Raw genomic sequence first — 23155 nt, forward strand, 5'->3', positions numbered from 1 at the left:
CACGTTTCTCCCCTACCCCTTCACAATCCTGCCACTACCCGCTTTATGGGTACGTACATTTTTGGCAGCACCGGTATAATATACATTACCACTTCCTGCTATACGGGCATCGATAGAGGTATTGGCCTGTACACGTATATTTCCGCTACCGCTGATACTGGCCGTAACATCATCGCTAACCACTTCCTTACAATTAATATTGCCACTACCACTGATCCGGGCATCCACTTCATTGGATGTGCCTTTCAGGGTAATGCCTCCACTACCAGACACAGAGGCGTCGATACGCTCTATACGATCAAAGTCAACTTTAATATTACCAGATCCTGAAACCGCCACATTGGTGGTTCCGGAATTAGAGAATTTACCCTTTCCAATGATATCGCCACTGCCAGACAAATACAATCCTTTTACCTGACTGATAGATACATATACCACAATCTTGTTTTTGGACCTGATATTACCATTTTTACGGGCCCTGATATGAAGTTTGCCGTTTTCTACTTTGGTTTCAATGTATTCCAGCAGGTTTGCGTCGCCTTCAATTTCAATGGAATTGCTGTTGCCGTAGGCCAGCATTACATCCCATGAACCTGAAGAAGCCACACCCGAAAAACTGCCTACTTCCCGGGTTTCTTTTTTATGTACCCCGTTTCCCTCCACTTTAAACCAGTTTAACTGGGCCATACTGCCAAACGATGTCAGCATACTTATAATCACTAATAATTTTTTCATGCTTTTTGGTTTTTGAGTGAAACGGGGGCGAGAAAAAAATGTTACAAAAAAAAGCAGCCTTACAGCTGCTTTCCTGATTAATTCAATACTGTCTTTACTCGGCAATAACCAGTGAATTGAAATACTGATCTTTTATCTCTTTCTTTTCACCAGAACCGCCCGATTGATAGGTAAGCGTTAACGCATACTGTTTATAAAAAACCATGCGGGTAGTATTGTGAAATTTCCTGCCGTTCTTACTGATTTCCAGGTCGAACTGATAATAGGTATGCTTATCCTTGTATTTTCCTTCAGCTTCAGCTTTAACCTCCCCGCCACTTTGGGTAATACCCATTTTAATTTGCTCCTTAAACTCTTCAGTATCCTTTAGCGCATCCAGTTCTTCCTGGGGAACACCCAGTTTGGTAAAGTCCAAAACAATCAGTCCCAGTTCGGTTGAATCGGCCATTACAGACTTCTTTATTAACTGCGGCCCACCCTGAGCATCAACAATAACCGGTTCGGTTGGCATACTGATTTTTACCTTTTCAATGATATCCACCGTTTTCCAGTCTGTCAGTACGGGCATAAATGCTGAACCTACCACTGCCAGGACAATTACAAGTATTTTTTTCATTTTCGCTTTTATTAATTGGTTGCGAAACTGCGCTTTTGATTACAGAAATCAAAAAATAAAGACAAAAATCGATTCAACTATTTATTTATCAAATATTTAGATCGAAAATACGGGGTTATTCATTACGAATTATAAAAAGTTACATATTTATATTTTTCCACAAAATGGCCACTTTTTACTAGTAAAATGATACTGAAAGTGTATTTATGCTGACTAAACCCTTATTTTTACGCAGTCAAAAAAACTTACCCTATGTCTTTACGCTTTAATGCGATCAGCAGCATCAACAACAATGAGACAAATATTCCGGCCAGTACCAAGATAACCGGTATTTTCGGAACCAATGTTTTTACCCTGAAAACAGCCCGTGAATTCCTGAGCGACGAAGCTTATAAAAGCCTGGTTACCAGTATCCGTGGTGGTAAAAAAATCGACCGTAGCGTGGCCAACCAGATTGCCAATGGCATCCGTGCCTGGGCAGAAAGTAAAGGTGTTACCCACTACACACACTGGTTTCAGCCCCTCACCGGTACTACTGCTGAAAAACATGATTCTTTCTTTACCCTGAAAGGCGACGGAACTGCTATCGAAGAATTTGATGGTGCGGCCCTGATTCAACAGGAACCCGATGCTTCTTCTTTCCCCAGTGGTGGTTTACGTGCCACTTTTGAAGCACGCGGTTACACTGCCTGGGATCCTTCCTCTCCCGCTTTTATCATTGAAATTGGTCAGGGCAAAACCTTATGTATCCCTACCATTTTTGTTTCTTATACAGGTGAATCTCTCGACTATAAGGCGCCTTTGCTGAAAGCACTGGAAGCATTAAATAAATCTGCTGTTGAAGTATGTAATTTCTTCGACAAGAACGTAACCAAAGTAACCCCTACCCTTGGTTGGGAACAGGAATATTTTGTGATCGATGAAGCACTGGCCACTGCCCGTCCCGATCTGGTACAATGCGGTCGTACCGTGTTCGGCGCCTCTCCAGCAAAAGGTCAGCAACTGGAAGACCATTATTTTGGTTCTATTCCCGAGCGTGTATATGCATTCATGAGAGATTATGAGCAGGAGTCTTATAAGCTGGGTATTCCTTTACGTACACGTCATAATGAAGTAGCTCCGGCTCAGTTTGAGTGTGCGCCTATTTTTGAAGAAGTAAATATTGCCGTTGACCACAATACCTTATTAATGGATGTGATGAGCCGTGTGGCCAAACGTCATAAACTGGTGGTATTGTTACATGAGAAACCATTTGCCGGCATCAATGGTAGCGGCAAACACAATAACTGGAGTATGGCTACCGACACAGGTGTAAACCTGCTGGCTCCCGGTAAAACGCCCAAGACCAATCTCATGTTCCTGACCTTCTTTGTAAACACCATCAAAGCGGTTCATGATTATGCTGATATTATGCGTGCGGCCATCGCTTCTGCTCCCAACGATCATCGTTTGGGTGCCAACGAAGCACCTCCTGCCATCATTTCAGTATTCGTAGGTCAGTATCTGGCTAAAGTATTGTCTGATATTGAAACAAGGGTAAGCACCAAATTCGATGAGCAGGACGAAGCCATTCTTAAACTCGATCTGCACCGCAGCATTCCTGAACTGATGCTCGATAATACAGACCGTAACCGTACTTCTCCTTTTGCCTTTACCGGTAATAAGTTTGAATTCCGTGCGGTAGGTTCTTCTGCCAACTGTGCCATTTCCATGACCGTACTGAATACCATCATGGCCGATACCCTGAAGAAATTCAAGGCAGATGTTGATGCACTGATTGAGAAAGGCGACAAGAAAGAAATCGCCATCATGCAGGTTATCCAGAAATATATTGTAGAGAGCAAGAATGTATTGTTTGAAGGTGATGGTTATAGCGAAGAATGGCATAAAGAAGCTGAACGTCGCGGCCTGCCCAACCTCAAAACAACTCCTGTTGCGCTGGATGCAATGGTAACTGATAAAGCCAAAAAACTGTTTGAAAGCAATGGTGTTTACAGTCATACCGAACTGGAAGCACGTCATGAAATTGAGCTGGAGAAATACATTAAGAAAGTACAGATCGAAGCCCGTATCATGGGCGACCTGGCCATCAACCATATATTGCCTGCAGCCATCGCTTACCAGAACGACCTGCTGAGCAATGTAAACGGATTAAAAGCTGCCGGTTTAGGTGAAACTGCTTATAAGAGCCAGTTGACTATACTGAAAGAAGTAAGCGAGCATATCCAGGTAATTCATGATAAAGTAAACCTGATGGTAGAAGCCCGTAAAGTGGCCAATAATATCGCCGATACCCGTGAGAAAGCCATTTCTTATGAGTCTATCAAATCAACCTATTTCGACGAAATCCGCTACCATGTTGATAAACTGGAGCACCTGGTTGACGACGAAAAATGGACACTTCCCAAATACCGTGAGATGTTGTTTTTAAGATAATCGTTCTTTTTGACTTGAGCAATGATAGCCCTGTGCCGTTCCCGGTGCGGGGCTTTTTTAGTCAATAGTGAGTAGTGAGTACAGAAATCCTCTCACTCACTACTGACTACTCACTGCTCACTCCCCTCAATCGCCCATTCACCGATATTCATTTTTAAGAAATAAACCAATACCTTAACTTCCTGTCTATAAACTAAACTTAAAAACATGAAAAAAGTAATTGCCCTTTTAACTATTGCTTTTTGCTGTACCCTGACGGTAGCGATGGCTCAACCAGGTGGTGGCCAGCAAATGGATCCTGCTCAAATGCTGGAAATGATGAAACAGCGCATCAAACCAGGATTGATTGAAAAAACCAAATTGACTGATGCCCAGGCAGATAAGGTACTGGAAATTCAGCTTTGGGCGCAAACACAGAATCGCGGATTACGCGACCTGAGTGAAGAAGAGCGCACCAAGAAAATGAAAGAAACCAATGACGAAAAAGAAAAGAGATTTAAAGCGATTCCTCTGACTGATGATCAGATTAAAGCGGTGAATGAATTTTATGCAGAAATGAGAAGAAATCGTCCAGGTGGCGGTGGTGGCGGTGGAAAATAAATAATACTGAAACGATGTGAAAGCTGTACCTATTGGTGCAGCTTTTTTATTGCTATTATTTTAAAGTTTTTATTCCATTGATTTCTACATTTGAAATAGTATTCAGTTTTATCCCCTTTAAAAAAAAGATTAACCTTCTTCAATTATTGGTCCCAAATCAAAAAATCGATTAGACCATACTTTATCCTGTCCTTATCAGGAATATTACCCTGAAAAGTTCCCCGCCATTGAATTTTACTCTCATAAAGACTTTTTTCATCTCGCATAGCAATATAAATCTGCTCTAAAGTATTTTTAAAATGCTCCGAAAGTGTGATATACAAAAAGTCGATTTTTTTATTTATCGACTCAATGTTTGCTTTATTTGATACAGGGTTTAGATGCAGATGAATTTCATTTAATAAGATGGCATAAATATCAGGATAAATCCTAAAATGTTCGAAGGCTAAAAGAGATAGAATATTGCTCTTCGGAGAAACATATTTCATGTTTCGGTTCATGTCTTTATTAATCTCCCAGAGTTTGTGCTTTAGAGTACTGTCGTAAATTCTGCGAAGTTCAATGATTCCTGTTTTAATATTCGGAGGAATACTTAATTCTCTACGTTGCTTCCTAAACTTAGGGAGAATGGTTGTTTTAATAAAAGTAAAATGGTCAATAGCTTGGTTTATCATAGATGCATATAAAGAATCCTCCATACACTTTTGATAAGTTTCCTTTCCCATAAAACTGGTATCGCAGCCATTTTGAAGCAACTGCTGTGCATTACATTTATGAGCAACGAAAGCGAAAATAAGTATGATGAATTTCTTTCTCATGGTTAACCTTTCAACTAACTAGTCAATTATTGATGTTGCAGTTTTGAAAAAACAAGTAAGTTTTCTATACAGTTTTATTTTTTCATCTGCTTAATACCCACAAATCATTACTATAAATAAATTCTGTCTGATCTGGCGTTCCCCCATATTTTCCACCTGTCATGAATATTTTATCATGATAAACCGTTGCAGCAATACCACCTCTGGGTGACCATGGTGCATTCATACCCTCCCATTTTTTCCCATCGCTGCTTGCTAATACCTGACTGGAAAATTGTCCATTTCTGTTACAACCCAGTAACCATATTTTTTCATCGTAGACCAACGCTGCATAGCCAAATAGCTGTTCTCCTTGTACAATAGCATCGGTTTCTTTTTGCCAATTGAGTCCATCTGAAGAACTCCACACATCATTATTCAACAGGTATAATTTATCCTTTAACTCCACGACAATACTTCCACTCCTTTTTCCGAAAGGCAGTTTATCTTTTTGCTGAACCCAGTGAATACCATCTTTACTGTTCCAGATATCAGCATACTGTTGGTTTTTATCTTCCCCACCAATGATCCATATTTTATCCTGAAAAATAAAAGGATGATAAAAAAATCGTTGCGGAAGATTAGATTGTGCTGACAATAGCTCCCATGTCCTCATATTATCTGAACGATAGATTTGTGGCTTGAAGGTATGCGCCTCAATATTGCCATCTAAATATCCTAACCCAAATACTGCATTTTTGAAAATAATATAATCAAGAAATGCATGGTTATTAATCACGTTAGACAAAGTTGATTTTACCCAGTGTTGACCTTCATCAATTGAATACCAGTTGGCATCGGGATGAAAAGTCCATAAAGTATCTCTCAGACTAAAGAGTTGAAAATTGTAGTTTTTCTTCCAGTCGGCACTGTCCAGTACTTTTTGCCAGACATAGACAGAACTATCGGCAGTAACAGGTGGTTGATGGGTTGTTTTTGCAGGGGAAGAAGAGCAACTGATACACAAGACCAGCCAGCCAATCAGATGGGATCTCATATCATAGGGTTTAATTAATACAATATAATCGTAAGATTCGACACTTCGAAAACTCCATAACAAATCTTACTAAAAAAGTAAAGCCCCGACAAAATTTGTCAGGGCTTTCACAATTGATTATGTCAATCAGTTATTTCATTTTAAAACTCTCCAGAAACTTAGTAGTAAAATTACCTTTCCTGAAATCTTCATTCTGCATGAGTTGCAGATGGAATGGAATGGTAGTTTTTACACCTTCAATTACATACTCACTCAGCGCACGATACATTGTATCAATAGCTTCTTCACGTGTTTGTGCGATGGTGATCAGTTTACCAATCATTGAATCGTAATAAGGAGGTATCACATAACCTGCATACACATGACTGTCTACACGAACCCCGTGTCCACCGGGTGTATGCAATACAGTAATTTTACCGGGTGAGGGTCTGAAATCATTATATGGATCTTCCGCATTAATACGGCATTCAATGGCATGCATTTCGGGTTCGTAATTACGGCCACTGATTTTCTCCCCCATCGCAATTTTAATCTGTTCTTTGATCAGATCAAAATTGATCACTTCTTCGGTTACACAATGTTCTACCTGGATACGGGTATTCATTTCCATGAAGTAGAAATTGCGGTGTTTATCTACCAGAAACTCAATGGTACCCACGCTTTCATAATTAATGGCTGCTGCTGCTTTACAGGCGGCTTCACCCATTTTCTTACGCAGTTCAGGTGTCATAAACGGAGAAGGAGACTCTTCTACCAGTTTCTGGTGACGGCGCTGAATAGAACAATCACGTTCACTCATATGGCAAACAGTACCATACTGATCTCCGGCTACCTGAATTTCAATATGTCGTGGTTCTTCCACGAATTTTTCCATATACACACCGTCATTCTTAAAGGCGGCTGCAGCTTCGGTACGTGCAGTGGTATACGCTTTTTCTATTTCACTCTCTTCAAATACCACACGCATCCCTTTACCACCACCACCTGCAGTAGCTTTTAGGATGACAGGGTAACCAATTTCTTTGGCCAGTTTCTTGGCTTCGTCCACACTATCGAGTAATCCCTGACCACCGGGTACCACAGGAACACCTGCTTTGATCATGGTGTCTTTTGCGGTGATTTTATCACCCATCTTATTGATCATCTCAGGTGTAGGACCAATGAATTTAATACCATGATCGGCACAGATTTGTGAAAACCTCGCATTCTCAGCGAGGAAACCATAACCCGGGTGAATGGCATCTGCATTCGTAATTTCTGCAGCGGCCATGATATGTGGAATATTCAGGTAAGAATCTATACTCTGCGGTTTACCGATACATACGGCTTCATCTGCAAATTTTACATGCAGACTATCCTTATCTGCAGTTGAATACACTGCAACGGTTTTAATGCCCATCTCACGACAGGTACGAATCACACGTAAAGCGATCTCACCCCTGTTGGCTATCAGTATTTTCTTGAACATCAGATTAATTTGAAAATTTGGAAATTTGAAAATTTGAAAATGATGCGTGTTAATTGATTGGATAACTCAGATAATGGGACCTGCCCATTTCCAAATTTCCAAATCAACTCATTTCCAAATTATTTTGGTTCTACCAAAAACAATGGCTGATCGTATTCAACTGGGCTGGCATCATCTACCAGCACCTTAACGATCGTACCGCTTATTTCACTTTCAATTTCATTGAACAATTTCATGGCTTCGATGATACATACCACTTTGCCGGGTGCTATTTCAGTACCTACATCTGCCAGCATTGGTTTATCGGGAGAGGGTCTGCGGTAGAAAGTACCAATCATCGGACTTTTTATGGTAATCAGGTTATCTGCTTTAGGGGCTGGGGCAGCGGGTGCTGCGGGTGCTGCAGGTGCAGCGGCTGGTTGAGCGGCCTGGGCCGGAGCGGTATGGAAAACCTGGGGAGCCGGAGCGGCTACGGTTACTACAGGTTCCTCTTTTTGCTTGATGGTAACCTTACCGTCTTTGTCTTCGATACTGATTTCACCAATATTACTCTTATTGATGATCTTAATCAATTCGTGAATTTGCTTTAAATCCATAATGGCAATTTTTGGGGTAAAACTGGTTAGTTTCGGTCAAATTGGGGGGCAAAATAGCCTTTTTTTGATAAAAACAGGGGATTTTTTGGTTTTTTCGGCCGAGGGCCAGGGTGTGAATGGCGAATGGTCAATGGTGAATAAGAAGCTACCCGAATTCACGATTGACCATTCACTATTGACCAAAAAAGGCATCCGAAGATGCCCTTTTCCTATCTGGAAATAAAACCATTACTCTTTTACACGCTCCACATAATCACCGCTTTTGGTGTTTATGCGGATCAGTTCGCCATCTTCTACAAAGAGGGGAACCATTACAGTTGCACCTGTTTCTACGGTAGCAGCTTTAAGGGCACGGGTAGCGGTATCGCCACGTAAACCCGGCTCACAATAAGTAATCTTCACCACAATTTTCTCAGGTAACTCGGCGCCGATAGGCTGTTCGGTTTCTGTATTGATGAATACAAATACCTCAGATCCGTCTTTCAGGAACTGTGGCGCATCAATCATTTCTTCCGCCAGGGCAATCTGTTCAAAGGTTTCATTGTTCATCAGGTTATACCCGCTTTCGTCTTTGTACAGGAACTGAAAGGCTTTCTTCTCCACACGTACAGGAAAAATTGATTCTCCGCTGTTCCAGGTTTTTTCGATAGAACGCTTATTGTCCACCCCTTTTAGCTTGGCCCAAACTTTTGCCGCAGCTCTTGCGGTTTTGTTCTCTCCAAACTCTACCACTGAATATAAACTGCCGTCGAGCTTTAAAATCATGCCACGGCTGATGTCTGATGTAGTTGCCATATAAACTTTATTTCTGGCGCAAAAGTAGGGAATTGGGACGATTTGGGGATGGTAGATGGCAGATAGCAGGTTTTTATCCAATCTGCCTCAAAAAACTTACGACTAAATAAACGACTCCGCGTAAACTCCGTTTCCTCACGTTCTCTGCGGTGAATAAGTATGATGGTTCACCGCAGGGAACATGAGGAAACGGAGTTTACGCAGAGGCATTTATAATTTTTTGAACGCAACTAGTGCAGTTGTGAAAAAAAAATATAAGGTCTGGACTGCGGTAAATAAAAACCGAGTATCTGTTAAATGAGTAAAAACTAAACCTATGGATAATTTTACACGACTTGTTTGCCGTATGCTATTGCTTCTACTCCCAATGGGCAGCTTTGCGAATACCATTATTGTAAAAGGTACCGTGAAATATAGTAATGGACAACCCGTAGCAAATAAAGTAGTAACCATTACGCTTGACAGCACTACCAGCACTGCATGTTATCAATATAAAACAGTGAAAACAAATCCGAATGGATATTATATTGATACCATTAGTTGTAACTATACTATCACTAAAATAAAAGTGAGTGTTGAGAATTGCGATGGGAAAATACTGATCAATTATCCAAACATCAATAACAGCAGCAATTATGCAGAGAGCAATTTTATACTCTGTACACCCGGCACTTCTCCAACCATATGCAAAGCTGAATTATCATATGAAAAACTGCAGGGAAGAACATTCCGCTTTACTTCAAAAAACAGTATTCCTGCAACTGGTGACAGTATTGTACTTCGCAAATGGATTTTTGGCGACGGCAGTATGCTCGAGGGCAAAGAAATCAGTCCGCTAAAAGAATTTAAAGATACGGGGGTATATAATGTTTGTCTGCTTATTAAAACCAAAAAAGGTTGTGAAAGTAAAACCTGTATTACTGTTACTGTGCGCGATTCTCTTGTTCAACCTATTGCCTGCAAAGCAGTGCTCTCTTACGAAAAACTACAGGGAAAGACTTTCCGTTTTACTTCAAAAAACAGTATTCCTGCAACTGGTGATAGTATTGTACTTCGCAAATGGATTTTTGGCGACGGCAGTATGCTCGAAGGCAAAGAAATCAGTCCGCTAAAAGAATTTAAAGATACGGGGGTATATAATGTTTGTCTGCTCGTTAAAACCAAAAAGGGTTGTGAAAGCAAAGCCTGTATTACTGTTGTCGTAAGAGACTCAGGCAGTATTCAACCGGTACAATGTCAGTCTAAATTCACGGCACGTATTGAAGGACTTAAAACTGTATTTATCAGCAGCAGTACTGTAATAAACACTGACAGTATTGTAAAATACAGTTGGGTATTGGGTGATGGAAAAGTAGTAGATACAAAAGTGAAGGAGCTGCATTATCAGTACCAGCGGGCTGGTAAATACCAGGTATGTCTCTATACCAAAACTGCCAAGGGTTGTGAAAGTAAATACTGTACTACTATTGAAGTTACCGAACCACTGAATTGTACCGCTGTGTATTCTTTTGAAAGAACAGGCACCCGCAGTTTTCGCTTCAATAGCAGTAAAAGTATTGCTACCAATGGCGACAGTATTAAACAGCGCATCTGGATTTTTGGCGACGGCAGTTCAATCGATGGCAATGAGATCAGTCCTTTAAAAACTTTTAAAGACACGGGTACTTATACTGTGTGTCTCAAAATAAAATCTGCCAAAGGTTGTGAAGCCATGTATTGCAGCAGGATCGTGGTAAAGGATTCACTGAATACAACTCCTCCGTTATACTGTAAAGCCATATTCAGTTTTACAAGAAAAGAGCAGACCATACAATTTAACAGTCTGGCTTCTGTGGTTCCACAGGGCGACAGCATCATCAGCCGTACCTGGTATTTTGGAGATAGCAGTGCTCCATTAACGGGCAACAGAAAAGATCCATACTATCAATACAGGAAAGCAGGTGTATACAATGTTTGTCTGGTGATTAAAACAAGCAAGGGTTGTGAAAGTAAGTATTGTGCAACGGTTCAGTTCCAGCCAGGCAATAATCAGTGTATGGCCCGTTTTACTGATGAGCGGATTACACAAAAGAAAATCAGGTTTAACAGCAACACATCACTGGCCATTCCGGGTGATAGTATTATAGAACGCAAATGGAAATTTGGTGATGGTACAGAACTGAACGGCAATGTGGTGGCTCCTGAAAAAGAATATCGCCAGAAAGGAATTTATACGGTTTGTCTGCAAATAAAAACGGCTGCGGGTTGTAAAAGCGAAATCTGCAAAGTGTTTGAGATCAAAGACAGCACGGCCAATGAAAACATCAGCCAGCGCATTAAAATCACACAAATCAATCCAAATCCGGTGGTATCGCGTTTTGTAACTACTGTCTGGACCAAAATGGGGATTGAAGTAGAGATTGGTATTTATGATATTTATGGTACCCTCAAATGGAAAAGCAAAAAAGGATTACTCTCTGGTAATAATTTCATTGAAATTCCGGCTGTTGAGTTGAAAACAGGTCCTTATTTCCTGCGGGTTACAAGTGCCATTGGTAATGACAGCAGGTTGTTTTACAAACTATAGACAAGCTATTGTCATAAAATTATGTTAGCCACAGATTCACAGATTAGCGAATAATAATCTGTGAATCTGTGGCTAACATAATTTTATGACAATAGCTATATTCTGGCTTCATTTCGGTAATTTCCAATAATGAAAAAGTGGCTACTTGTTTTCCTGTTTCTTGTATCCTCAACTTTCCTTACTGCCCATGAGTTCTGGCTGGCGCCTGATAAATATTTCTTTAATATCCGCGATATTGCACTGATCCGGTTTCATGTGGGTGAAAATTTTACCGGTGAGAACTGGAGTGGTAACAAAGAAAAAATCAAACAACTCTCCCATTATCTCCCCAATGGCAATTTGGTTGACCTGTCGGAAAGATTATCGATGAATAAAGGCGACTCTCTCCGGCTGCCTTTACAGGCTGAAGGAACGCATATGATAGTTTTCAACAGTACCAATTCACATATTGAACTTGACGGCAATAAGTTTACTGAATATTTAAAGGAAGACGGACTTGAAAAAGCTATTCAGTACCGGCAAAAAAACGGGGAAACGGAGAAGGTTGGAAAGGAGTATTACCAGCGGTCGGTAAAAACCATCATACAGGCCGGCAATGAGAGAACCGATGCCTGTATTGAACCTACCGGGCTGCCTTTGGATATCGTTCCATTAGAAAACCCTTACAGTTCACCGGGTATGGCACCCAAAGAAAACTTACCCACTGTAAAATTCAGGGTTTTGTTTAAGGGTAAGTCTATGGCCAATCTCCTGGTAAAAACTTGGTACAGGGATGAAAATGGGAAAAAGAGCATGAGTGAATACCGTACCAATAACCGGGGGATTATCAGTGTAAAAAGGTATTCCGGACCATTTATGGTAAGCGCTGTTTATATGGAACGGTTAGAGGGCGATGTTAAAGCCGACTGGCAGAGCTATTGGGCCAGTCTCAATTTTGAATACTCCTCTTTTTTCCGTTCCGGCCGCTGATATTCCGGGCAGGATTCAACAATCTTTGAATATTAGCCTGTATCCGTTCATTTTCTCCTATTTTTGCGCCAAATTTCAACATACAAGAATCCATTACCATGGCAGTATTAGTGAATAAAAATTCGAAGATCATTGTTCAGGGTTTTACCGGAACAGAAGGCACATTCCACGCAACACAGATGATTGAATATGGCACCAATGTGGTTGGTGGCGTTACACCCGGTAAAGGTGGCAGCACACACCTCGACCGTCCTGTATTTAATACTGTTGCAGATGCAGTTAAAACAGCAGGTGCTAATGTGAGTATCATATTCGTTCCTCCTGCTTTTGCGGCCGACGCTATTATGGAAGCAACAGATGCAGGTATTGGCCTCATCGTATGTATCACCGAAGGTATTCCTGTACAGGATATGGTGAAAGTAAAGAACTATATGCTGGGTAAACCAACCCGCCTCATAGGGCCTAACTGCCCCGGTGTTATCACTGCAGGAGAAGCTAAAGTGGGTATCATGCCCGGATTTATCTTTAAAACCGGACGTATCGGTATCGTTTCGAAAAGTGGTACCCTCACTTATGAAGCGGCTGACCAGGTAGTAAAAGCCGGTCTGGGTATCAGTACCGCAATAGGTATTGGTGGCGACCCCATTATCGGAACACCAACCAAAGAAGCCGTAGAATTACTGATGAATGATCCTGAAACCGATGGTATCATCATGATTGGTGAAATCGGCGGAAGCATGGAAGCCGAAGCTGCCCATTGGATCAAAGACAATAAAACAAAACCGGTAGTAGGCTTTATTGCCGGACAAACAGCACCTCCCGGTCGCCGTATGGGTCATGCAGGAGCCATTATTGGTGGTGCCGATGATACCGCTGAAGCCAAAATGAAAATTATGGCAGCATGTGGTATCGAAGTAGTAGCCAGCCCTGCCGATATCGGCAAAACCATGGCTGCCGCCCTCAAAAAATAAAATAACACGATATACCATCAAAGCCTGCATCTAACCCATGCAGGTTTTTTTTATTACATCCCCTTGTTTCTTGTTTCTTGCTTCTTTTTATTCCATATTATCAAATTATTACCTCCCTAAAATACCCAATTCAGGGTATAAACTATATGCTCATAAGAACGCAACTTGCATATTGTTAGAGAAACTCAAAGGAGTATTCAAACAACTACAAATTGGGGGTAAAGCTTGTGGCGAAAGCCGCAAGCTTTCGTTTTTAATATGGTTGGCTACTAAACTTTTGTTAATCCGGTTATAAGCGTGTGAATATGAAAGATGTTTGCATCCCAATTAAATAGAACGTATTTTTCTACTTAAATTTTGATGCATGCGATTCAGCCTTCTTTGCTTTCTTCTGATCACCTTTTTTTCCGCTACTGCCAATGCCCAACAACCTGATACAAGTTTTCTGAAAGAATGGTTTACCATTGATATCCTGATACTCGAACGGGGACTCGATAAAACGGCATTGGTGAAAGTAAATGAGTTGTACCAGAAAGCTGAACAGAGAAACCTCCCTGCACAGAAGATCAAAAGCCTTATTTATCGTTATTCCATTGAGAATAATATTACAGAAAAAGGGAAAAAGGAAATTATTGCCGGGCTACGAACTGAAATTAATGCCACAAATGAACCTGTGGTTAAACAGTTACTGCAGTTATTACTGGCAAAAAAAATAATTGCCTATTTCAATGATTACCGCTGGCAGTTTTATAACAGGAAAACTTCAACTGCTCAATCCGGAAAAGAGATAGATACTTGGTCGATGGATGATTTTTATAAAGAACTTTCGGCTTTATACCTGAACACTATCAGCAATGAAAAACTATTGCAAGCTGTTAATATAGAGCAGTTTGATGCTGTACTGTTAAGAGGTAGTAAAAGATATCCCAATACCAGCCTTTACGATCTCGCCATCCGGGAAGCCCTAGATTTTTTTAAATCGGGACATTCTTATATAAGTAAACCAGTAGAAGCCTATTCATTGAAAGATGAAAAATCACTGGCTCCTGTGTCGGATTTTATCAAAACAGATTTTCCAACTTCAGACAGTACTTCACCCATATGGCACTGTTTGAATTTGTATAAAAAAATATTAACACATCACAGTGCTGATAAAGATAAAAACCTTCTGCTCTTTCTTGACCTGGAAAGAATCAACTGGGTGTATGCACAGGCCTCTTTTCAGTATAAAGAAAAAAAATACGAAACAGCACTTCAGCAGTTAACAGAACAATACCCGGCCTACTCACTTACGGCAGAGATCTGGTCGCAACTGGCTGAGTTATATATCAGCAGGGCATCTACTTATAGTCCATTTGGCGACACCACAAATCGTTATGCATATGTAGAAGCAAAGAAAATAATTGAAAGGGGGCTGACTGGTTTTAACAGCGATGTATATGGTGTCAAGAAAATGAAGAACCAGTTACAGCAAATCGAATTTACCCAAATGATGTTGAAGACAGAGCAGGTAAATTCGGTTAATCAGCCATTCCGCGCAAAGCTGGATTTCAGAAATATGGATAGTATTTATATCCGCATACTACGCATTGATGAACAGACATCCAATACCGATCAGTTCTGGGAAAAGAGTTTCTGGAAAAAAATAGCCAAACAAAAAGCGGTGAAATTTCTTTCACTGGCACTCCCGAAAACAAATGATCACCAGATGCATGCCACAGAAATTGCATTACCAGCCTTACCTGCAGGAACTTATGCATTACTGTGCTCGAATGACCCGATTTTTAATGACAGTCTTAGTAAGCTAAGGTACCTGCCATTTATGGTATCGAATATCAGTTATATAAAAAACGCGAGTGACTTTTTTGTGGTTCACCGTGAAACTGGCAAACCCCTGTCCAATGTAAATGTCACCATCCAGTATCAGATTTATAATAATGGAACGCGTAAGGCCGAGTACCAAACCATCACTAAACTGATAACCAATAAAAACGGCCATTTCAGCTTTGCCGAAAAAAATAAAACCGGTTATTTCAGGTATCATTTTGAAACCAACAACGACCAGTTGAAGTTCACAACTGGCGATTATGAATATTATAATTCAGTCTCCAACGAAGAAATAACAGAACCCGTTGAGGAAGAAAGGATCATATTTGAAAAAAGCAGAAGCCAGGTTTTTTTCTTTACAGACAGGTCTATTTACAGACCGGGGCAAACGGTTTATTTTAAAGGTATTGGTATTACCCGTGAGTATCGAACACAAACAAGCAAGCTCCTTACCAATGATTCAGGCTGGGTAATTTTGCAGGATGTAAACAGAAAGAAAATTGATTCAGTTCGTTATGCGCTGAATGATTATGGCTCATTTAGCGGTAAGTTTCAATTACCTGCAAAAGTACTAACGGGTAGTTTCAGCCTGTATACAACCGGAATAAAAGCAGGCAGTACATTTTTCTCCGTTGAAGAATACAAACGTCCCACTTATTCCGTTTCCTTCGAAAAACCCAAAGGCAGTTATCGTCTTAACGACAGCATCCGTCTTACCGGAAATGCAAAAGCTTTTGCAGGTAATCATATAGATGGAGCCAAAGTAGTTTACACTATTACCCGTTATAAACGCAGCTATTACCCATGGTATCGCAGAGGTCCGTCAAGAACAGATAATAACAGAGAAATTGGCAATGGCAATCTTACTACTGATGCATCGGGCAATTTCAATATTTCTTTTAAAGCAAATGCTGACGATATCAGTAAGGATGAAAATGCCAATACCATTTTTATTTTCACCATCAATGCCACTGTTACGGATGCCAATGGTGAAACAAGAACAGCCAGTACAGATATTAGCATTGGCTACCAGTCGCTGCAACTTAGTGTAGCAAGCCCACAGCTAACAGATAGTAAAGACCTGAAGGAAATAAGCATAAAAACCACCAACCTCAGTAACGAGCCTGAGCCGGCTACAGTAAGCATTAAAGTATATGCATTGCAGACGCCTCTAAGGCTTATCCGTAAGAGACTGTGGGAAAAACCAGATCAGTTCCTGCTGAGCGAAAAAGAATTTACCGCATTGTTTCCGTATGATGAATATGCTTCAGAATCAGAGATGACTGAATGGCCGGTTCAAAAACTGGTACAGGAAGGATTCGTCAATACACAAACAGCATCGGCGTTGTTATTAAATCAGCCACTTGCTGCCGGGCAATATAAAATAGAAGCCAGTGCCAAAGATAAAGATGGAAATGAAGTGAATAGCATACAATATACTACTGTATTTAATAGTCAGTTGCAGCAAATGCCTTATGCGGCTTATCAATTTCACCATAAGCTCAAATCTGTTATTGAACCCGGTGATACTGCTGTTTATATCAGTGGAACAAATGCAAAAGAATTATTTGTAATTCAAAAAACAGAAAGAAAAAATAAGAAACCAGTCATTGAATACCAAAACAGAAAAACGGGTATTACTGAAAGTCGTTTTATAGCAGAAGAGGCAGACAGAGGTGGCGTTACTATTGCAGAAGCCTATGTATTACATAACAGGCTGTATAGTTCTCAAACAAGAATAGAAGTTCCGTGGACCAATAAACAGCTAACCGTTCAATATAGCAGTTACAGAAATAAAACGGAACCCGGCAGTAAAGAAACATGGACGGTTCAGGTAAAAGGGCAAAAAAATGAACAGGTAGCGGCAGAATTATTAACCACTATGTACGATGCATCACTTGATCAGTTTAAAGCACACCAACTGAGTGTACCCGGACTTTGGCCAGTCAATTACCTGACCAACAATTTTACATCGGGCAGAAACTTCACTATTTCCAATGCATACGAAAACATTGTTCCTGGATGGGATTACCTTCCGGAATCAAATGAAACACTTGATCAGCTGGTAGAAAGTCATTATGATTTTTATGAAAGAAATATACGGAACTGGATTACTTATGCAGGTCCAAACATTTCAGATAAACTAAGAAAGCATGTTGAAAAAATACTGGAAAATGTAGAAGTATATAATATCAAAGGAGAGCAAGAGGCTGCTTACGCAGGATCGAAATCAGAAAGTGGAGACGCCAGAAAAATGAGGGCAGTTACAAGTGCAAATCTAACGGTTGCTTTACCAGCTCCACAGACCATTACAAGTTTATCTAACACAAATGAAACTGCTATAACTGTTCGTGGTTCCAATAGCATTGGCTCTTCTACTATCTTATATGTGGTGAACGGCAAAATCGTTACTGGTGTACCACAAATTGCCGAAGATAAAATTTTATTGATGTCAACCTTAACACCTCAGGAAGCCATTGCCAAATATGGATCTGCTGGTGCAAATGGCGCTATTATTATTACAACAACAGGTGATACCCCTCCTGTTACCATCCGTAAAAATTTCAACGAAACTGCTTTCTTCTTGCCGCATTTGTATGCAGATACAGCAGGTAACTATAGTTTCAGTTTCACTATGCCGGATGCATTAACCAAATGGAAATGGATGAGCCTGGCACATTCAAAAGACCTTGCTTTTGGTGCCAACACTACCCATATGGTTACACAGAAAACCTTAATGGTGCAGGCCAATGCCCCCCGTTTTATCAGAGAAGGTGATAAACTGGAATTCAGCGCTAAAATTTCAAACCTTAGTGAGAAAGAATTATCCGGACAGGCCACATTTGAACTGGTAGATGCAGCAACAGGTAATTCAGTAGACGGCTGGTTCCAGAATGTATTTCCTGTACAATATTTTACAGCCGCCGCCGGACAAAGCACTGCTATTAAATTCCCTGTACAGGTTCCATTCAGTTTCAATAAAACACTTACATGGCGTATTACAGCCAAAGCAGATAATTACAGTGATGGAGAGGAAAATATGTTACCGGTGCTTACCAATCGTCAGTTGGTAACGGAAAGTTTGCCGGTACTCATTACTAAAGACACCACCCAATCTTTCCGTTTTGAAAAACTCATACAGGCAAACAGTCCGAGTTTAACACATGAAGCCATCACTATCAACTATACTACCAATCCCATCTGGGAAGCCATTCGTGCACTTCCCTATCTAATGGAATATCCTTATGAATGTGTGGAGCAAACATTCAATCGTTTTTATGCCAATGCATTGGGCAGTTATATCGTGAACAGGGATCCGAAAATTAAAAAAGTATTTGATTCCTGGTTAAAAGATACTGCCAGCGCAAAAAGCAAATTACAGTTGAACGAATCGCTGAAACAAATCATGCTGGAAGAAACCCCCTGGGTATTTGCAGCACAAAGCCAGGAAGAACAGCAGAAAAATATTGCCCTGCTCTTCGATATGTTCCGCCTCAGTCAACAGGCAGATCAAATAATACAGAAACTTAGTGATATGCAACTGCCTGATGGTAGTTTCAGTTGGTTCAAAGGTGGTTATGGCGACCGTTATATGACCAATTACGTCATCACCGGTCTTGGTAAATTAAAAAGAATCGGTGCACTCACACCCGATATTGCCATTCGTCTTAAACCCATGATCGAAAAAGCAGTTGCATTCATGGATGAAGAAACAAACAAAGAATACCAGTACTGGAAGAAATCGAAACTGGATACCACCCGCACCCTTATTTCAGGTTCGCATATACAGTATCTCTATATGCGTAGTTTTTACAGAGATATTGCTTTACCTAAATATGGAGAAGCCTATAACTTTTTTTACAACCGTGGTAAGTTGCAGATTCAACGACAGTCTATATACCATCGTGCATTACTCGGACTGGTTTACTACCGCAATAATGAAATTCGTTATGTAAATGTAAATCTACGCAGTGCCATTCTGGAGAATGCGGTAAGAGACAGTTCAAAAGCATCGCTGTACTGGAAAGACAGACAAACTTATTCATGGTATCATACGCCTATCGAACACCAGGCTACCATGATTCAGTTCTTACAGGAACTGCAACAGGGGCAACCCATGTTTGAGGGTAACAAATCGATTGATGAAGCCAGAAACTGGTTATTACTCAACAAACAGAGCAACAACTGGAAAACAACAGTGGCCACTGCCGAAGCCTGTTATGCATTACTCATGACCGGTACCGATCTGTTGCACACAGAAAAAAATATCAGCATTCAACTCGGCAATAGCAGCTACAGTAACCAGGATCGCAGAACAGAAGCAGGAACAGGTTATTTTCAGCAAAGAATAGAAGGCAGATTTATAAAACCAGAAATGGGGAATATTAAAGTTACTGTACAAACAAAAGGAACAGAGAAAATACAAAGTCCATCCTGGGGCAGTATTTACTGGCAGTATTTTGAAGACATGGATAAAATAACTCCATCTGCCACACCATTATCCATCACCAAACAATTATTCATTGAACGCAACAGCAATACAGGTAAAATACTCGAACCCGTAAATGAAAATGCAGTACTCAAACCAGGTGATAAAGTGGTGATCCGCTTGCTACTTAAAAGCGATCGTGAAATGGAATACCTGCATCTCAAAGACACACGCGCATCTGCCATGGAGCCTGTGAATGTACTGAGTGGTTATAAATGGCAGGATGGACTTGGTTATTATGAAAGCACCAAAGATGCCAGTACCAATTTCTTTATCAGTCAGCTCAGAAAAGGTACTTATGTATTCGACTACCCTGTATTCATTACCCATACCGGTGTATTCTCTACAGGTAATGCCAGCATACAATGTATGTACGCTCCTGAGTTTACAGCCAATTCGGGAGGAATGAAGATAAGGGTTGAGGAATAATATAGGATGTAAGATCGCAGATGTCAGATGTAGGATTTGAGGAAAGTCATAACTTGCAAATCCAAAAATGTCTGACATCTGACATCTGACATCTGACATCTGACATCTGACATCATGAATCTCGACTATCTCATCATCGGCCAGGGCATCTGCGGTACCATGTTAAGCTGGAACCTGATGCGTGCCGGGAAGACTGTAATGGTGGTGGATGACTCAAAACCTTATACAGCATCGAAAGTAGCAAGTGGGGTAATTAATCCTGTTACGGGTAGAAGAATTGTGCGTACCTGGGAAATTGATACCATTATGCCCTTTGCCGTGAAGGCTTATCAGCAACTTGAAACAGAGCTGGATGTTTCGCTGATCCGTCAATCTAATATCCTCGACTTCCACCCTACCCCGCAAATGATGCTGGCTTTTCAGGAACGCTTGATCGAAGAAAAAGAATACCTGCGGGTACCCGAACATACTGAGCCGCTAAAACAATATTTCAATTTCAATTTTGGTGTGGGAGAAATAAATCCCTGCTGGCTTATCGATCTGCATACTTTGTTGGATTGCTGGCGGGCTCGTTTAAAAACTGCGAACGCCTTGCTTGAACAACACTTCGATTGGAAAGATTGCAGGATTGGTGAAGATGGAATCAGTTATGGTGATCTTCATGCATCAGCCATTATATGTTGCGAGGGTGCGGCCGGTTTTCAGAATCCTTATTTCCAACTGCTCCCATATGCTCCCAATAAAGGCCAGGCTATTATTGCAGAAATAAAAGACCTGCCAACAACAAATATTTATAAACAGGGTATCAACCTTGTTCCCTGGAAAAATAATCAATGGTGGATTGGTTCCACTTATGAATGGAACTTTACAGATACCCATCCTTCTCGCGATTTCAGACAAAAAATAGATACTTACTTACAACACTGGTTAAAACTGCCCTATACCATTCTTGATCATATTGCCGCAGAAAGACCAGCTAATATGGAAAGACGACCATTCGTGGGAATGCATCCGGTGCATTCAACCATTGGCCTATTTAATGGTATGGGTACCAAAGGTTGTTCGCTTGCACCTTATTTTGCCCAGCAGTTTACTGCAGCACTGGTAAACAATGAAGCCATAATGCCCGCCGCAGATGTTCGGCGTTTCAGCAGAATTTTAAGTCGCTGATAAACGAAAAAAATTAATATTGCAGACATTACTACTAACTAACTGCACAGATGTCTACTCCCCCAAAACAACACTATACCATTCCGTTGAAGTACCGGAAGATGGAAAACATGCATATTGTTTTCTGGCTTTTTAAAGATGTTGCCTGGTGTCTGGGTTTGAAAGTACTCGGAATAACGATGATAGTACCCACATTAACCATTGCACTGATTATCAGTTGGCGAACAAGAAACATGATGTCGGAACTTTGCCACAATATTGCTATTGCCGTATGGATCAGTGCGAATTCTTACTGGATGATCAGTGAATTCTTAGGGTTTGCTGACAGAATTGTGTGGGAAGGATTCACTTTTAAACAGCTGGCTTTAATCCCTTTTGGAATGGGTGTGTTGATACTTGCATTCTATTATATTATCTGGCGGCCAAAGCATAAGGAAGAAAATGAAACGATGTAGCAAATATGCCGCTGAACAAGCTATTTTGCCGCCGACGCACTTATATTACCATTCATCACAGGTACTTTACCGCTTGTAGTGGCGCAAGTCCCGCTTGTCCCTGTTTTCATATGCTGATGTTTCCGCCCCCTATATCTTTATGTCTTCAAAGTAAATGGAGCCTCGCTCCCATGTAATATGAACCACCACACTGAATTTCTGTTTGCCCGTTTCCGTCAGCGCGTGAAACCACCAGAAGTTCATACGAACTAAATTTCTTCCCGTTCACCATTTCCGGAAAAGAACATTGATGAATGTGATGTAAGTTTTTTAGCTGCAGCTGAAAACTTATACCTCAATATCAGTACCCAATGGTGCCGTCAGCGACGGTAAGGGAAGTCGTATACAATTTTCTTCACACCATCATTCTATAAACATGAAACCATTCGCAGTGGCGATTGCCGGCGCGGCAGTATTGTTACTCTGTCTCGGCAACCCCAAACAACCAAAACGACAACCATTATCACTCAAAAAAAATGTTGTGTCGTTTTCGCTAAACAACCTTGTGAGAAAATAACCAACGTAATTAAAAAATGAAAACCATTCCTCCTTAGTAAATACAATCTTTGAATCTGTGGCAAATGATAAGCCACAGATTCAAAGATTATTCTATAGTCTTCTGAATGTGTAACGTGTTATATAGTTACCGTTGTAATTGGTAGCTACGATACGGTTATTATACACAGCAATATCATCAAAATACATATCTACTGAAGCACCGGTATAACTGTCGTACACATTTACTTCCCATATATCATGTGCCCGATCGTAATAGTTACCATACTGATCGTAATAACCACCAATAATGGTACGAATATGCCATGAGCCCTTCATGAAGTTATAGCCATCATCATATTCGGCACTACCATTTCTGTAGAAATCAAATACACCATCTTCCAGTCCCGACCTGAAGTATTGCCAGCCATATCCGTCGCTGCGCGCAGCATCAGATACCACCCATGTTCCGGCTATCGATCTTGGGCTTACATCAATCACTGCTTTGGAGCAACTGGTAAGCAAAACAATAAGTGTGGTAAAGAGTAGCAGTTTTTTCATACAAAATCATTTTCAGGGTTAAGAACTGTTTACATCTTCTATAATCCAATTCTTTTACCAGAATTTGTTTTGTATGCTCTTTTA

At 40.7% G+C, this 23155-nt stretch carries 16 protein-coding genes; 8 read left to right on the plus strand and 8 right to left on the minus strand.

The window, feature by feature from the left end:
* Nucleotides 1-12: 12 nt before the first annotated feature.
* Both KXJ59_RS00435 and KXJ59_RS00440 read right to left on the minus strand, forming a co-directional pair.
* Nucleotides 13-735 (minus strand): head GIN domain-containing protein, encoded by a 723-nt coding sequence (locus KXJ59_RS00435; RefSeq protein WP_295199924.1) that lies wholly within the window; start codon nucleotides 733-735, stop codon nucleotides 13-15.
* Nucleotides 736-829: 94 nt separating this feature from the next.
* A complete protein-coding gene (locus KXJ59_RS00440) occupies nucleotides 830-1351 on the minus strand; it encodes a hypothetical protein (RefSeq protein WP_295199925.1) in 522 nt (173 codons plus the stop codon).
* Between the two features lie 252 nt (nucleotides 1352-1603).
* Between KXJ59_RS00440 and KXJ59_RS00445 the strand changes: the two genes are divergently transcribed.
* Together KXJ59_RS00445 and KXJ59_RS00450 are read left to right on the plus strand one after the other, a co-directional pair.
* The gene (locus KXJ59_RS00445) at nucleotides 1604-3787 is read left to right on the plus strand and encodes a glutamine synthetase III (RefSeq protein ID WP_295199927.1); all 2184 of its coding nucleotides are present in this window, start codon (nucleotides 1604-1606) and stop codon (nucleotides 3785-3787) included.
* Nucleotides 3788-3994: 207 nt separating this feature from the next.
* The gene (locus KXJ59_RS00450) at nucleotides 3995-4387 is read left to right on the plus strand and encodes a hypothetical protein (protein WP_295199929.1); all 393 of its coding nucleotides are present in this window, start codon (nucleotides 3995-3997) and stop codon (nucleotides 4385-4387) included.
* A 143-nt stretch (nucleotides 4388-4530) separates the two neighbouring features.
* Here the strand turns inward: KXJ59_RS00450 and KXJ59_RS00455 are convergent, their stop codons facing one another.
* The 5 genes from KXJ59_RS00455 to efp form a co-directional block, all read right to left on the minus strand.
* Nucleotides 4531-5205 (minus strand): hypothetical protein, encoded by a 675-nt coding sequence (locus tag KXJ59_RS00455; protein ID WP_295199931.1) that lies wholly within the window; start codon nucleotides 5203-5205, stop codon nucleotides 4531-4533.
* An 82-nt stretch (nucleotides 5206-5287) separates the two neighbouring features.
* Nucleotides 5288-6241, minus strand: a complete 954-nt coding sequence (locus tag KXJ59_RS00460) for a hypothetical protein (protein WP_295199933.1) — start codon at nucleotides 6239-6241, stop codon at nucleotides 5288-5290.
* Between the two features lie 130 nt (nucleotides 6242-6371).
* Entirely contained in the window at nucleotides 6372-7709 is a 1338-nt protein-coding gene (gene accC, locus KXJ59_RS00465; protein WP_295199935.1) for an acetyl-CoA carboxylase biotin carboxylase subunit, read from the minus strand.
* Nucleotides 7710-7828: 119 nt separating this feature from the next.
* On the minus strand, nucleotides 7829-8305 hold the full coding sequence (accB, locus tag KXJ59_RS00470) for an acetyl-CoA carboxylase biotin carboxyl carrier protein (protein WP_295199937.1): 477 nt from the start codon (nucleotides 8303-8305) through the stop codon (nucleotides 7829-7831).
* 228 nt (nucleotides 8306-8533) lie between these two features.
* Nucleotides 8534-9100, minus strand: a complete 567-nt coding sequence (gene efp / locus KXJ59_RS00475) for an elongation factor P (protein ID WP_295199939.1) — start codon at nucleotides 9098-9100, stop codon at nucleotides 8534-8536.
* 316 nt (nucleotides 9101-9416) lie between these two features.
* Here efp and KXJ59_RS00480 point away from each other — a divergent pair, with 316 nt between their 5' ends.
* From KXJ59_RS00480 to KXJ59_RS00505, 6 genes are all read left to right on the plus strand, one after another.
* A complete protein-coding gene (locus tag KXJ59_RS00480; RefSeq protein ID WP_295199940.1) occupies nucleotides 9417-11666 on the plus strand; it encodes a PKD domain-containing protein in 2250 nt (749 codons plus the stop codon).
* 129 nt (nucleotides 11667-11795) lie between these two features.
* On the plus strand, nucleotides 11796-12635 hold the full coding sequence (locus tag KXJ59_RS00485; protein ID WP_295199942.1) for a DUF4198 domain-containing protein: 840 nt from the start codon (nucleotides 11796-11798) through the stop codon (nucleotides 12633-12635).
* A gap of 98 nt (nucleotides 12636-12733) precedes the next feature.
* Entirely contained in the window at nucleotides 12734-13606 is an 873-nt protein-coding gene (sucD, locus tag KXJ59_RS00490) for a succinate--CoA ligase subunit alpha (RefSeq protein ID WP_295199944.1), read from the plus strand.
* A 364-nt stretch (nucleotides 13607-13970) separates the two neighbouring features.
* Nucleotides 13971-20351 carry an alpha-2-macroglobulin family protein gene (locus tag KXJ59_RS00495; RefSeq protein ID WP_295199946.1) on the plus strand — a complete coding sequence of 2127 codons (6381 nt, stop codon included), beginning with the start codon at nucleotides 13971-13973 and terminating at the stop codon, nucleotides 20349-20351.
* A gap of 114 nt (nucleotides 20352-20465) precedes the next feature.
* Nucleotides 20466-21521 carry an FAD-dependent oxidoreductase gene (locus KXJ59_RS00500; protein WP_295199947.1) on the plus strand — a complete coding sequence of 352 codons (1056 nt, stop codon included), beginning with the start codon at nucleotides 20466-20468 and terminating at the stop codon, nucleotides 21519-21521.
* 50 nt (nucleotides 21522-21571) lie between these two features.
* On the plus strand, nucleotides 21572-21976 hold the full coding sequence (locus KXJ59_RS00505) for a hypothetical protein (protein WP_295199949.1): 405 nt from the start codon (nucleotides 21572-21574) through the stop codon (nucleotides 21974-21976).
* A gap of 648 nt (nucleotides 21977-22624) precedes the next feature.
* Here KXJ59_RS00505 and KXJ59_RS00510 read toward each other — a convergent pair.
* Nucleotides 22625-23071, minus strand: coding sequence for a hypothetical protein (locus KXJ59_RS00510; RefSeq protein WP_295199952.1), 447 nt, complete (start codon nucleotides 23069-23071; stop codon nucleotides 22625-22627).
* Nucleotides 23072-23155: the final 84 nt, after the last annotated feature.

The sequence above is a fragment of the Sediminibacterium sp. genome, from assembly GCF_019264485.1.
Lineage (GTDB): Bacteria > Bacteroidota > Bacteroidia > Chitinophagales > Chitinophagaceae > Sediminibacterium.

Excerpts from the sequence above, each read along its gene's own strand:
- sucD (WP_295199944.1), top strand. The coding sequence starts at position 12,734 with ATGGCAGTATTAGTGAATAAAAATTCGAAGATCATTGTTCAGGGTTTT.
- accB (WP_295199937.1), bottom strand. The coding sequence starts at position 8,305 with ATGGATTTAAAGCAAATTCACGAATTGATTAAGATCATCAATAAGAGT.
- KXJ59_RS00505 (WP_295199949.1), top strand. The coding sequence starts at position 21,572 with ATGTCTACTCCCCCAAAACAACACTATACCATTCCGTTGAAGTACCGG.
- KXJ59_RS00435 (WP_295199924.1), bottom strand. The coding sequence starts at position 735 with ATGAAAAAATTATTAGTGATTATAAGTATGCTGACATCGTTTGGCAGT.
- KXJ59_RS00485 (WP_295199942.1), top strand. The coding sequence starts at position 11,796 with ATGAAAAAGTGGCTACTTGTTTTCCTGTTTCTTGTATCCTCAACTTTC.
- KXJ59_RS00445 (WP_295199927.1), top strand. The coding sequence starts at position 1,604 with ATGTCTTTACGCTTTAATGCGATCAGCAGCATCAACAACAATGAGACA.
- KXJ59_RS00460 (WP_295199933.1), bottom strand. The coding sequence starts at position 6,241 with ATGAGATCCCATCTGATTGGCTGGCTGGTCTTGTGTATCAGTTGCTCT.
- KXJ59_RS00500 (WP_295199947.1), top strand. The coding sequence starts at position 20,466 with ATGAATCTCGACTATCTCATCATCGGCCAGGGCATCTGCGGTACCATG.
- KXJ59_RS00440 (WP_295199925.1), bottom strand. The coding sequence starts at position 1,351 with ATGAAAAAAATACTTGTAATTGTCCTGGCAGTGGTAGGTTCAGCATTT.
- efp (WP_295199939.1), bottom strand. The coding sequence starts at position 9,100 with ATGGCAACTACATCAGACATCAGCCGTGGCATGATTTTAAAGCTCGAC.
- KXJ59_RS00495 (WP_295199946.1), top strand. The coding sequence starts at position 13,971 with ATGCGATTCAGCCTTCTTTGCTTTCTTCTGATCACCTTTTTTTCCGCT.
- KXJ59_RS00455 (WP_295199931.1), bottom strand. The coding sequence starts at position 5,205 with ATGAGAAAGAAATTCATCATACTTATTTTCGCTTTCGTTGCTCATAAA.
- KXJ59_RS00450 (WP_295199929.1), top strand. The coding sequence starts at position 3,995 with ATGAAAAAAGTAATTGCCCTTTTAACTATTGCTTTTTGCTGTACCCTG.
- KXJ59_RS00480 (WP_295199940.1), top strand. The coding sequence starts at position 9,417 with ATGGATAATTTTACACGACTTGTTTGCCGTATGCTATTGCTTCTACTC.
- accC (WP_295199935.1), bottom strand. The coding sequence starts at position 7,709 with ATGTTCAAGAAAATACTGATAGCCAACAGGGGTGAGATCGCTTTACGT.
- KXJ59_RS00510 (WP_295199952.1), bottom strand. The coding sequence starts at position 23,071 with ATGAAAAAACTGCTACTCTTTACCACACTTATTGTTTTGCTTACCAGT.